Raw genomic sequence first — 12,388 nt, 5'->3', positions numbered from 1 at the left:
GAATTGACGAAGCATCTGTCCGAATTACCCCATTGGCTATACTTGCGCAGGCTATTTTTCAGGAATAAACAAAGTAAAAGAAAAGGCCTGCTACCGGAATGTAACAGGCATTTTCTTTTACTTTATACTTCGACTACGAAATCCAAGGAATGTTTTTGAAGTTCGGTTTGCGCTTTTCCAGGAAGGCATTGCGTCCTTCTTTGGCTTCTTCGGTCATGTAGGCCAGGCGGGTAGCTTCGCCGGCAAATACCTGCTGCCCTACCATGCCATCGTCTGTGGCGTTAAAAGCAAACTTCAGCATTTTGATCGAAGTAGGGGATTTGGCGAGTATCTCCTGCGCCCAGTCGTAGGCTGTGTCTTCCAGTTCGGCATGGGGGATTACGGCGTTTACCATGCCCATGTCGTAGGCTTCCTGCGCCGAGTAGTTCCGGCCTAAAAAGAAGATCTCGCGGGCGCGTTTCTGGCCTACCATTTTAGCCAGGTATGCCGAGCCATAGCCGCCGTCGAAGCTAGTCACATCGGCATCCGTTTGCTTAAAGATCGCGTGCTCTTTGCTGGCCAGCGTCAGGTCGCAGATTACGTGCAAGCTATGGCCGCCGCCTACAGCCCAGCCCGGTACTACCGCAATCACTACTTTGGGCATAAAGCGGATCAGACGCTGCACCTCCAGTATGTTCAGGCGCGGAATCCCTTCTTCGTCTACGTAGCCCTGGTGGCCGCGAGCGTTCTGGTCGCCGCCACTACAAAAGGCGTACACCCCATCTTTGCTGGAGGGCCCCTCAGCCGACAGCAGCACCACGCCTATACTTGTATCTTCCCGCGCATCCAGAAACGCGTCAAATAGTTCGAAAACTGTTTTGGGGCGGAAGGCATTGCGCACCTCTGGCCGGTTAAAAGCGATACGGGCCACGCCGTCAGCTTTTTTATAGGTTATGTCCTGGTATTCCTTAACGGTTCTCCAATTAGCTTTGCTCATAAGTCAGAATTTATACCCAAAGGTAGTTGATTCTATACTTTGGCTCAAATGGATTTGATGCGGTTTAGCTGAAACAGGAAATGTTCTTAGAAAGAGCAGGCAAGGAAGTATAAGTCCGTACGTTAATCCCCCTAGTGAAGTAGTTTGAGTGTTTTCTGATCTGCTCCCCCTTTAAAGTACTTCTCCAGCACTTTCTGAAAAACAGCATCACCATCGTTCGCTTCATTAAAAAGTGTCATGCTGGATTTGAGCTTTACGTCGTCCGGACTGCCGAAGATCTGGTTAGCAGATTTACCATTTACATTTAATAAAGCCTCAGAAATCTCCCGCAAGCGCTTTCCTAATACCTCGTGCTTTAAATAAGCTGCTGCTTCGGCTTTACTTTTAATGGCGTAGAACTTAGATGTTTCGCTAAAACCCAGCCCTGCCACCTGCGGAAAAATAAACCACATCCAATGGCTTGTTTTTTTTCCACTTCTAATCTCGTTTAGCGCAGCCTGATAAGTGTGTTCCTGCGCCTCTAAAAAACGGTTCAAGTTATAGGTAGTAGACATATTTGAAAGGAGGTTTAGTCAGCTAACGGATAAGTTCAGGCTCAGGATGAAGTATAGCCGAGGCTTGGCTAAGTTGCAGATCTTTTTCTGAGGTGTTAACGGTACTTGTGTAGCAGAATGGCGCAGCGTCAGCAAGCCGTACTGCTAAACTTTGTTGTGCGCAGCTTATTCTTCTTCAGTATCTTGATAAGCTGAATCATCAGAACCTTCTAAAACAGAGAGATACTCACTCCATTCTTGGTCGTCTTCAACTGAAAGTTCTATCGGAAGCCTTTCAAAGTCAGACAAAGCCTCATTTATCCGTCTCCCTGTTTCTGCAATATCACTTGTGTACCAATGCCATTCCTTTTGACTCTGTCCAAGATAAACAAATGCCAAAATTGCTTGCAAGTCGTCTTCTAAAGATTCTACCAAACTGTCTTCAACGCTTCTCATTAACTCCATATCTTCATCACTTGGCATAAGAGAATCGTTGTCCGATTCATAGCCCCAAAGAATTGTCAGCCTTTGGTTATATTTTTTGGTTTCGATGAAGTCATGCAAATAAGGCCTGTATCTTAATAGAAAAGGGGTACCTTCATTTTCGCCCTCTGCACCATTCCAAGTATCCTTCTCTGTTAATAACTGCTTCAAATTTTCCATTTAGACTTTTTAGATTTTGTTTTCTTATGGTAAAGGTTACGCATAACTACCAGGAAAGCGTGAACATACGCTTATCAGCGCCATGTGCGAAGGTGGATGAAAGTTTTTCCTATACTTCATGTAATATAGGATATTTTTTAATTTAGGAATAGTATAAACCAAAAGAGCACCCTGAAAAGGGTGCTCTTTTGGTTTATACTTATACAAGTAATACTTACAACCTTCTGATCTGCGCACCAATCGCATTCAGGCGGCCGTCGATGTTCTGGTAGCCGCGGTCGATTTGTTCGACGTTGTCGATGATGCTACGGCCTTCGGCGGAGAGCGCTGCAATAAGCAGGGCCACGCCGGCGCGAATGTCGGGAGAGGTCATGCGGATGCCGCGTAACGGAATCTGCTTGTTCTGGCCGATAACGGTGGCCCGGTGCGGATCGCAAAGTATGATCTGGGCACCCATGTCGATGAGCTTGTCTACAAAGAACAGGCGGCTCTCGAACATTTTCTGGTGGATGAGTACCGTACCCTTTGCCTGCGTGGCGGTTACCAGCGCTACGCTCAGTAAATCGGGTGTTAGGCCAGGCCAGGTATGGTCCGATACGTTCAGGATGCTGCCATCGATGTAGGTATCTACCTCGTAGTGGTCCTGCGCCGGAATGTAAATGTCATCGCCTCGAAACTCCATTTTCACACCCAAACGCTGGAAAGTATCCGGTATCAGACCCAGTTCCGGTATATGGCAGTTCTTAATGGTGATCTCAGAGCCGGTCATGGCAGCCAGTCCCATAAAAGAGCCGATCTCGATCATGTCGGGCAGCATACGGTGATCAGTGCCGCCGAGTTTTTCAACGCCTTCGATCATGAGCAGGTTAGAGCCCACACCCGTAATCTTCGCACCCATGCGGTTGAGCATACGGCACAGCTGCTGCACATAGGGCTCGCAAGCGGCATTATAGATGGTTGTCATACCTTCAGCCAGCACAGCCGCCATCAGAATGTTGGCCGTTCCGGTTACGGAGGCCTCATCCAGCAGCATGTAAGCACCTTTTAAACCACCATTCGAGGTCACGTTAAAAAAGCTGTCCTGCGAGTCATAGCTGAAAGTGGCGCCCAGCTTTTCGAACCCAATGAAGTGAGTGTCGAGGCGACGACGCCCAATTTTGTCACCACCCGGCTTAGGCATTTTGGCCCGGCCAAAACGTGCCAGCATTGGGCCAACGATCATCACAGAGCCCCTGATAGCACGGCCCTGCTCCACAAACTGCTCGGTGTCCAGGTAGTCGAGGTTTACGTTATCGGCCTGAAAAGTATACGTATCAGGACTCAGGCGCTCCACAGATACGCCCAGATCGCGCAGCAGCTCAATGAGTTTATTGACGTCCCGGATGTCGGGGATATTGGAAATTGTAACGGGCTCGGAGGTGAGCAGCACGGCGCAGAGAATCTGCAGGGCCTCGTTTTTGGCACCCTGCGGAATGATGTCGCCATGTAGCCTGTTACCGCCTATTACTTCGAAAGAAGCCATGTAGTATAGTTACTTATTTCTGTTATTAGAAGAGGATTTCTGGTTGTTTTTGCGATTGTTGCTGCGGTTGTTGTTATCGCCACGGCTCTGTTGCTGGTTACGCGGGTTGTTGTTCTCCTGCTGCTGTGGTTTCACATTCGACTCGAACAGGTTGTTGCTCTCGATAAATTTCAGGTCCATGTTTAGCTTCCCTTTAGACAGCGACTGGATATCACCCAGAATGATATCGTCGGTGATGCTGTCCTTGTTATAAGAGCGGTAAAGGGTTTTCATCAGTTTGCCGATCGAAATGATGGCATTATCCCGCTCTTTCTCGTCTTCGAGCTCTATTGCTTTCTGAATCAGCAGCTCTACGTTGGTGCCGTAGTGCTTAAATCGGGGCGTTACCAGCGCATAATCCATGCGCTGCGGCTTGTCGTTGAGGTACTCCATGGCACTCAACGGGTAAGGCGCATCTACATCCAGCGTAGAGCCGGACATCACATACAGGTGGTTCCAAAGCTTTTGCTGGTAATCCTGCGTATCGCGCAGCTGCGGGTTCAGTTTCGCCATCAGGTTAATCAGCAGCTGAGACAGGCGCGTACGCTCCGCACGGTCTTCTACCTGAGTGATGTAGTTCACCAGGTCCTGCACATTACGGCCATACTCGCGCAGCAACAGGTCTTGTTTAAATGTGGTGGTAGCTTCCATTATAAATCATGTATAATTCAAAATTAGGTAATATATAAGCACCATGTGCTATCATGCGCGATGAAATATATGTGCCGGGCGCAGCATTTCCCGGAGCAGCAGTAGTTTAGGTTCATACTTATACTTTAGCTGGTACGCTACCCAGACATAAACAAAGTATAAATTTGCGGCTACAGGATCTTGCCGGCACCACCACTTTACGCATGTATCTTCAGTTTGGCAAAGCTCAGCAGCAGTGTTTTCTCGCCTACTTCGTCAAATTCAATGATGGCTTTGGTGCTGTTGCCCTGCGTATCCATTTTGGTTACTACGCCGAAACCAAATTTAGGGTGCTCTACCTTCATGCCGGCTGCCAGCGCAGAGGTGTCGCTGGCCTTAAAATCAGCAGGTGGTGTGTAGTTGGCAGCCGACTGCTTGCGCGGCTGTGGCTTCACCAAGTTAGAAATGCTGCTCTTGCGCTCCAACACCCTGTCGAACACACTGCCTGTAGAAACGGCTTCGCCATACTTAAAGTTGAGGTACTTTGGATCGATCTCGTCCAGGAAGCGGCTCTTCTCACAGGAGCGCAGGTTGCCCCACTGGTAGCGGCTGGTGGCGTACGTCAGGTATAATTTTTTCTCGGCCCGCGTAATCGCCACGTAAAACAGGCGGCGTTCTTCCTCCAGGTCGGCGCGGGAGTTCAGCATCATCTGGCTCGGGAAAAGGTTTTCTTCCATCCCCACAATAAACACATTCTTAAACTCCAGGCCTTTAGCCGAGTGGATGGTCATCAGCGTCACGAACTCGCCGTCGTCATCCGCTTTGGTGTCGGCGTCGGTAATCAGCGCAATGTCCTGCAGGAAGGCGGAAAGGCTCTTGTCCTCCTTCTCCGGATCGTCCACATATTCTTTTATACCGTTCAGCAACTCCTGTATGTTCTCGTAACGGGCCAGTCCCTCTACGGTTTTATCCTGGTACAGGTCATCCACAATGCCGGAGTGCTTGGCGACGTGCTTGGCTACTTCAAAAGCATCGTTCTGCTCGGCTAGAACGGCAAAGCTCTTGATCATAATCGAGAAGCTCTCGATGGCCGTGCCCACGCGGTTGCCCAAGAACTGACCGGCATTCTGCACCACCTCCCACACGCTGTGGTTTGTTTCATTGGCCAGCACAAAGATCTTCTGCTCGGTTGTTTCGCCAATGCCGCGCTTGGGGTAGTTGATCACGCGGCGCAACGCCTGTTCATCGTTGGGGTTCACCGTAAGGCGCAGGTATGCGATCAGGTCTTTGATCTCCTTGCGCTGGTAAAACGACAGGCCCCCGATGATCTTATACTTGATGTTCATACGCCGCAGTGCCTCTTCCATGGCCCGTGACTGCGCGTTGGTGCGGTACAGGATGGCAAAATCGTTGTATGAGAAGTGGTTTCCCATTTTCTCCTCAAAGATGGTCGTGGCCACCAGTTTGCCTTCTTCGTTATCAGAGTTAGCTTTGATCACTTCGATCAGCGGCCCCTGTTCATTGTCGGTAAACACATCTTTACGCAGCTGGGCCTGGTTGTTTTTAATCACTGAATTGGCCGCATGCACAATGTTTTTAGTAGAGCGGTAGTTCTGCTCCAGCTTAAACACCTGCAATTCGGGGTAGTCGCGCTCAAAGTTGAGGATGTTCTGGATATCCGCTCCCCGGAAGGCATAGATCGACTGCGCATCGTCGCCCACCACCACAATGTTACGGTTTTGGGCTGCCAGCTTGCGCGTGATCAGGTACTGCGAGTAGTTCGTGTCCTGGTACTCGTCCACCATCACGAACTTAAAGATGTTCTGATACTTGTTCAGTGCATCCGGATGATCTTTGAAGAGCACGTTGGTGTTGAACAGCAGGTCGTCAAAGTCCATGGCGCCAGCACGGAAGCAGCGGTTCTGATACATCTCATATATCTTGCCGATCTTGGGGCGCATAGCAGCTTCGTCGTCTGCCTGGATCACGGCGTCGTTGAGGTATTGCCGCACCGAGATCAGCTTGTTTTTGGCCGAAGAGATGCGGCCCAGCACCACATTTGCCTTGTAGAGTTTGTCGTCCAGGTTCATCTCCTTCACAATGTTGCGAATGAGCGTTTTGGAATCATCAGTGTCGTAAATAGTAAAGCTTTTTGGGTAACCGATCTTCTCTGCTTCGGCCCGTAGAATGCGCGAGAACACCGAGTGAAAGGTGCCCATCCAGATGTTTTTTGCCTCATTGCCGATCACCTTCTGGATGCGGTTGCGCATTTCTTTGGCCGCTTTGTTGGTAAAAGTCAGGGCCAGTATGTTGAAAGGATCCACACCCAGGCTGATCAGGTGGGCAATCCGGTAGGTTAATACCCGTGTTTTGCCTGAGCCGGCACCGGCAATGATCATGGCTGGTCCCTCGGTGTGGAGCACCGCGCCGCGCTGCGACTCATTTAATAAGTTAATATAATCCATTGCTTCTCTCCGCGTGCTTCTTAATTGATATGCAAGTTACAAATACAAATCCGTTTTCAGAACGGTGGGTCCTCACTTTTGCCCATTCAACAGATAAGTGCCAGTATAAGTACTGTAAGATGAACAAGAAGCAGCGGCAAAGCGTTTAGAAGTATGTGTTTTTACAATCGGAAAAGAGGCTTTCTGGTGCTATTTTTGATTTAGAGCCCTGATAGCTGTACTTTTGAAACCGAGAATGAACACTTTATACCGCATTTTGATACCACATACGTTACCTGCCCGCCTGGCTGCTTTGCCAAAGCTTATACTTTTATCGCTGCTACTTACAGCGGGCCACGCCGGTTTTGCGCAAACCAAGCCCGCCAGCAAACCTAAACCAGGGCTGTCTTCCAAAAAAGCGGCGGCTACTACCAAAACCACTGCCGCAAAAAAAACAGCTGCTCCTGCACAGGCACAAACCATAGCCCCGCTACCAGCCGCTAACCTGATCTGGCGCAGCAATGGGGTACAGCAGGGACTGGCGCTGTATACGGCACTTAAGTTTCCGGAGGCCTATGCCAAATTCAAAGAAGCTGCCAGGCAGGGCGACAGTGATGCGCTCTATTTTATCGGGCGTATGCACCAGTACCGCCAGATGAAGTATAAAGGTGTGGTAATCGACACGCTGCAGCAGGTGCAAAATGCCGAGAAATATTTTGCCGCCAATAACGACTCTGCCGCTTACTATTACCAGGCGGCTGTTGACAGTGGCAGTGTGCTGGGGCACCTGGGCCTGGCAGAACTGATGATCCTGCGCACCGAAGATGATAAGCGGCACTTTTTACAACATATGCGCACGGCTGCCATGGAGATTCGGGAGAAGGCTGTGAACGGCGATGCGTTTTGCAACCGCATTCTGGGCAGCATGTATTATACTGGTTTTGGCGAGTTGCAGGACATGGGACTGGCTCTGAATTACCTCAGCCGCGCTGCGCAGAAGAATGATGTGGTGAGCTATACATACCTAGCCAATATGTACCTGGATGGCAAAGGCGTGCAGCAAGACAAGGATAAAGCCGTGGCCTGGTTGAAGAAAGGCGTGGAAGCCGGCGACCGGGAAGCACTGTATACGATGGCGCTGCTTCACGAAGAAGGCACGGTGGGAGAGGTGAACATCCCCGAAGCCCGCAAATTATACCGCCAGGCAGTAGCCAAAGGCAGCGTGAGCGCGTACGAGCAACTTCGCTACATCAACCAGTCTCCTGACCAGAAAGTTGTAATTGCGGCCATTAACCGTGATCCGGATATGCTCCGCCGTGCCATTGCTGCCGGTGGAAATGTGAACACGCTAGCCGAGCCTGACGAGTTTGAAGCTAATCTGCATGGCCGCACCCCTCTGATGCATACCGTCTACATCCCGATGTTGCTTGAAGATTATGGCGTAACGTATGTACCGCAGGTAAGGCTGCAGACGGCCAGTCTGCTGCTAAAGAAAGGAGCAAACGTAAATGCACAAGACAAGGACGGCAAAACCGCACTGCATTATGTAGTGAGCTGCTCACGCATTAAAACGGAATTTTTTGAGCAGGAACAGGTACAGCTGCTTGATACGCTTTTCCAGTACGGCGCCAACCCTAACCTGCAGGACAAAGATGGCAATACGGTACTGGCGCAGGCGCTGCAGGCTACCATCGGGCAGCACATCGGCATTCTGGAGCTGGAAAAACTGTTAGCCTCCGGTGCCAGCCCAAACATTCAGAACAATGCCGGCAAAACGCCGCTGATGCTGGCTTGCGAACTGAAAGCGAACGACGAGATTATACTTGCCCTGGTGCAGGCCGGTGCAGATGTAAAACTGCGCGATAAAACAGATAAAGCGGCTATAGATTACACCAAGCAGGAGAACGTTCAGAATATGCTGCTGGCTGCCGGATCCCCTCAACCAAAGAAACAGTAGTTTTATCTTAAAAGTAAGTAGCTGCTTGTAAGTAGGGATGAAAGCTATACTTGTGCTTCGGGCAAGTATAGCTTTCAGCTTGTTTTTGGCCTGGGTGCTTTTTAAACTATTTTCCCACTACCTTTGTCTGCTTTATACTTACAGGGCAAGTTAAAGCAGTATTTCACCCCTTGTCCTGGTATCCTTTTATTTTATAAAAATGATAGTTCTTCAGAATACCGTCATTAGCGATGACATCCGTGAGAAATTCTTTGTCTGCAATCTCGAAAAGTGCAAGGGTGCCTGCTGCGTGGAAGGGGACCTGGGCGCACCGCTCGAAGGCAGTGAGTTAAATATTCTGGAAGAGAACTACGAAAAGATCAAACCTTACATGTCCGGAGCTGGCAAGCACGCTATAGAAGAGCAGGGGCTGTATGTCATGGATTTTGAAGGCGATTATTCTACCCCCACCATTGGTAACCGCGAGTGTGCTTACGCCATCTACGATGAAAACAAGGTGCTGAAGTGCGCCATTGAGCAGGCCTACAACGACGGGAAGATTGACTGGAAGAAACCTGTTTCCTGCCACTTGTATCCGATCCGCATTACTAAGTATGACGACTTTGAAGCCCTGAACTACGACCGCTGGCACATTTGCAACCCCGCCTGTAGCTTTGGCGAGGACTTGGGCGTGCGCGTTTACCAGTTCCTGAAGGAGCCGCTTATCCGCAAGTATGGCGAAGACTGGTACCAGGAACTGGAGCAAGTAATGGAAGAAGAGGAATTAGGCAAGCAAAGCTAAGCTGTTCTATGCTTTCTCCTTTTAACGGCCTGTAAGTACCACCGTTTCCTTTCTAAGAATATAACCGGGCTTTCCTTCTAGTTGGACTGTTGCTTAGCAGCCTGCAAACTGAAAGAAAAGCCCGGTTAATTAATACCTGCAGCTGGTACAATTCTCTAAATTACTGTATACTTTATACTAGGCAAAGGTATAATTCAGCCCCACCTTAAGCGCTTCTTGATGCATCTATACTGCTACTTATCCACCTGAAATGCACTTTGCACAAGTATTCAGCGTCCGTACGCTTAAGCCAGGCTTATACCTGTTGCAGGTGAAGTATGGCGATCGATCCACCTTCCGGCTTATTATTAAAAACTGGTTTTTAACTTATCCGATAAGGATACTTCTTAAGGTCTGATCTAAATTATGCAGTGCGCTCCAAAAGCATGGTAATAAAGTAAAAGAGCTTCACCATACTTGTGAAGCTCTTTTACTTTAGTCCGGAACAGCAATTGCTGGCTAATCTGACCTGCACCACTCTTACAGGGTACTTTGGTGCTATAATCCGGCCTTTTAGCAGACTTTGCCTATATTTAATAAAATAAAAATTAAACTATGCCGATGACCTGCCGGATTTGTGGTAATTCTCAACAAAATGTACCGTACCAGATACGCGAAATGATGTATGGCCTTCGTACTTCTTTTAGCTATTTTCAGTGTGCCAACTGTGATTGCCTGCAGATAGAAGACATACCCGCTGACCTGGCCCGCTATTACCCGACAGACTACAATGGCTTTGTGCCACCCCGCAAAGAATATTTTAGCGGTATAAAAGGAGCTATCAAACGAAAGCGGTATGAAGGAGCGGTCTTTCAAAGCAGCCACTTCAAACAGGTGCTGAGTGCATTGTTTCCGGTGGCGCCGTACCAGGTGCTCGCACAGGTTCCGCTGAACCGAAACACCCGTATCCTGGACATGGGCTGCGGCACAGGTGCGTTTCTGTATCCTTTGTACCAACTAGGCATGCGGCACGTGATGGGCGCTGATCCATTTATACCTGCCACGATCACTTATCCCAACGGCTACCGCGTGCAAAAGGGCTTTATTAGCGAACTGCAGGGTACCTGGGATATTGTCATTCTCAATCACTCTTTTGAGCACGTGCCGGATCCCTTAGCGACATTGCAAGCGGCCGGGCAGCTATTGGCTCCTGACGGAACCTGCATCATTCGCATCCCTACTGTTTCGTCTTATGCCTGGGAGCACTACCGCACTAACTGGTTTCAATTAGATGCGCCCCGCCACCTTTTCCTGCATTCTGTAAAAAGCATGCACCTGCTAGCCGGACAGGCGGGTTTAACCGTTACGAACGTAGTGTATGATTCCAATGCCTATCAGTTTTTATACAGCGAGCAGTATCGCAAAGATGTTGCGCAACAGGAAAAGCCCGCCCATACTTATTTTAGCTTTTTAGGACGCAAGAAAGACAAGTGGACATACGCCAGGAAAGCTGCTCTCCTTAACCAGCAGAACAGGGGCGACCAGGCGGCCTTTTTCCTAAAAAAGAAAACTGCCCTTAATTCTTAAGCCAGCACATTGTCGTCTAGCCTTTTGCCAGCGTTATTTCTCATAAGTATAAGCGGGACGGTTGCCGGAACTAATGCGGCATTTGTCCCGCTTTTGCATGCTGTGCTTTCAGCAACATGTCTGTTCAAATCCTCTTTTCATTCAGCTACAACTCTTTTCTGAATATTTACCTGTGATGAAGAGCTATTTGTTTCCTTGCATACAGCTGTAGAATAGGTACTTACATAAAAGTGCTTTCCCATCAATACTAAATAAATAAATTTTTTAGAGTCGCTAGCCTGAGTGTCCGCTTCTGAACATATTTTGTTCACAAGTGGACAACTATATGTGGTGTATAATCGCCATAAGGGCTTTTCTGTTGAAATTAGGCACTTTTTAATTTGGCATATCATTTGGATATATCATTAAACCAAGTATAAAATGAACTATGAAGCCGAAGCCAAATATGCTACCTAAGCAGCTAATCTGAGCAGTACTACCTACAGAAATGAGCAACAGGGCCTATGTCTCAGAGGAGCAAATGGCTATACCTTTGTCATGTTCTCAGCAGGCAATTAAATCGCAGTCCGCTGTTTTACACGAATTTTTAACACAATTATACTTTACCTATTTATCCTAAAAACTATGAAGAAGATCATTACCTCCGTTTGCTGCCTAGCAGCTGCTTTTACGCTGGCCCTGCCTTCTCAGGCACAGACCACCGCCAAGCCCAAGTACCTGAATGCCGGTATAGGCATCGGCGCCTACACGGCCGGGGGCCTGCCCGTGGGTGCCTCGCTGGAAGTAGGCCTGAAAAACAACATCTCCGTGGGCGGCTTTGCCGACTACGCCCGCTACGGCTACAAGGCTTATGGCTACAGCTGGCACTACAACTTTCTTTACATTGGGGCTCGCGGCTCTTACCACTTGACCGAGCTGCTGGACAGCAACAGCAAATGGGACCCCTATGCCGGCCTCTCGCTGGGCATGCGCACAGCCTGGTACAGCGACAACCAATCCGACACAGATTATGAGAGCCCCTATGCCGGGGGTGTGTTCCTGGGCATACATGCCGGCAGCCGCTACATGTTCTCCGAGAAGATGGGTGCCTTTGCCGAGCTGGGTTACGGTGTATCAGCCCTGAAATTAGGCGTAACAGCTAAATTTTAATTGCTTTAGAAGTCATTAGTAGATAAAAATCATTTCAAATCCAAACCATACTTTACCATTTTAAAACTTAAAACTATGAAAAGATTATTCCGCTTTCCGCTTACAGCACTTGCTTTGTCACTGAGCCT

General features: G+C 48.9%; 10 protein-coding genes. 4 read left to right on the top strand and 6 right to left on the bottom strand.

Annotation, left to right across the window (positions count from 1 at the left end):
- Positions 1-133: 133 nt before the first annotated feature.
- The 6 genes from ABDW72_RS14635 to ABDW72_RS14610 form a co-directional block, all read right to left on the bottom strand.
- On the bottom strand, positions 134-976 hold the full coding sequence (locus tag ABDW72_RS14635) for a 1,4-dihydroxy-2-naphthoyl-CoA synthase (protein WP_347159337.1): 843 nt from the start codon (positions 974-976) through the stop codon (positions 134-136).
- A gap of 131 nt (positions 977-1,107) precedes the next feature.
- Positions 1,108-1,530, bottom strand: a complete 423-nt coding sequence (locus ABDW72_RS14630; RefSeq protein WP_347159336.1) for a DUF1810 domain-containing protein — start codon at positions 1,528-1,530, stop codon at positions 1,108-1,110.
- A 165-nt stretch (positions 1,531-1,695) separates the two neighbouring features.
- On the bottom strand, positions 1,696-2,172 hold the full coding sequence (locus tag ABDW72_RS14625) for a DUF695 domain-containing protein (RefSeq protein WP_347159335.1): 477 nt from the start codon (positions 2,170-2,172) through the stop codon (positions 1,696-1,698).
- 214 nt (positions 2,173-2,386) lie between these two features.
- Positions 2,387-3,694: a UDP-N-acetylglucosamine 1-carboxyvinyltransferase gene (gene murA / locus ABDW72_RS14620; RefSeq protein WP_347159334.1), complete on the bottom strand. Its 1,308-nt coding sequence runs from the start codon at positions 3,692-3,694 to the stop codon at positions 2,387-2,389.
- 9 nt (positions 3,695-3,703) lie between these two features.
- Complete coding sequence (locus tag ABDW72_RS14615) at positions 3,704-4,384, bottom strand: DUF4290 domain-containing protein (RefSeq protein WP_347159333.1); 681 nt, start codon at positions 4,382-4,384, stop codon at positions 3,704-3,706.
- Between the two features lie 197 nt (positions 4,385-4,581).
- Positions 4,582-6,828, bottom strand: a complete 2,247-nt coding sequence (locus ABDW72_RS14610; RefSeq protein ID WP_347159332.1) for an ATP-dependent helicase — start codon at positions 6,826-6,828, stop codon at positions 4,582-4,584.
- A 235-nt stretch (positions 6,829-7,063) separates the two neighbouring features.
- On the opposite strand from ABDW72_RS14610, the gene ABDW72_RS14605 reads away from it, so the two are divergent.
- From ABDW72_RS14605 to ABDW72_RS14590, 4 genes are all read left to right on the top strand, one after another.
- Positions 7,064-8,764: an ankyrin repeat domain-containing protein gene (locus ABDW72_RS14605; RefSeq protein ID WP_347159331.1), complete on the top strand. Its 1,701-nt coding sequence runs from the start codon at positions 7,064-7,066 to the stop codon at positions 8,762-8,764.
- Between the two features lie 199 nt (positions 8,765-8,963).
- Positions 8,964-9,545: a DUF3109 family protein gene (locus ABDW72_RS14600; RefSeq protein ID WP_347159330.1), complete on the top strand. Its 582-nt coding sequence runs from the start codon at positions 8,964-8,966 to the stop codon at positions 9,543-9,545.
- A 594-nt stretch (positions 9,546-10,139) separates the two neighbouring features.
- Positions 10,140-11,111: a class I SAM-dependent methyltransferase gene (locus ABDW72_RS14595; protein ID WP_347159329.1), complete on the top strand. Its 972-nt coding sequence runs from the start codon at positions 10,140-10,142 to the stop codon at positions 11,109-11,111.
- A 624-nt stretch (positions 11,112-11,735) separates the two neighbouring features.
- Positions 11,736-12,260, top strand: a complete 525-nt coding sequence (locus ABDW72_RS14590; protein ID WP_347159328.1) for a hypothetical protein — start codon at positions 11,736-11,738, stop codon at positions 12,258-12,260.
- Positions 12,261-12,388 lie beyond the last annotated feature (128 nt).

The organism is Pontibacter chitinilyticus, assembly GCF_039748935.1.
GTDB lineage: Bacteria > Bacteroidota > Bacteroidia > Cytophagales > Hymenobacteraceae > Pontibacter > Pontibacter chitinilyticus.
This window is presented reverse-complemented; position numbering and strand designations above follow the sequence as displayed.

Coding starts and splice junctions, on each gene's coding strand:
- ABDW72_RS14635 (WP_347159337.1), bottom strand. CDS start 976: ATGAGCAAAGCTAATTGGAGAACCGTTAAGGAATACCAGGACATAACC.
- ABDW72_RS14630 (WP_347159336.1), bottom strand. CDS start 1,530: ATGTCTACTACCTATAACTTGAACCGTTTTTTAGAGGCGCAGGAACAC.
- ABDW72_RS14625 (WP_347159335.1), bottom strand. CDS start 2,172: ATGGAAAATTTGAAGCAGTTATTAACAGAGAAGGATACTTGGAATGGT.
- murA (WP_347159334.1), bottom strand. CDS start 3,694: ATGGCTTCTTTCGAAGTAATAGGCGGTAACAGGCTACATGGCGACATC.
- ABDW72_RS14615 (WP_347159333.1), bottom strand. CDS start 4,384: ATGGAAGCTACCACCACATTTAAACAAGACCTGTTGCTGCGCGAGTAT.
- ABDW72_RS14610 (WP_347159332.1), bottom strand. CDS start 6,828: ATGGATTATATTAACTTATTAAATGAGTCGCAGCGCGGCGCGGTGCTC.
- ABDW72_RS14605 (WP_347159331.1), top strand. CDS start 7,064: ATGAACACTTTATACCGCATTTTGATACCACATACGTTACCTGCCCGC.
- ABDW72_RS14600 (WP_347159330.1), top strand. CDS start 8,964: ATGATAGTTCTTCAGAATACCGTCATTAGCGATGACATCCGTGAGAAA.
- ABDW72_RS14595 (WP_347159329.1), top strand. CDS start 10,140: ATGCCGATGACCTGCCGGATTTGTGGTAATTCTCAACAAAATGTACCG.
- ABDW72_RS14590 (WP_347159328.1), top strand. CDS start 11,736: ATGAAGAAGATCATTACCTCCGTTTGCTGCCTAGCAGCTGCTTTTACG.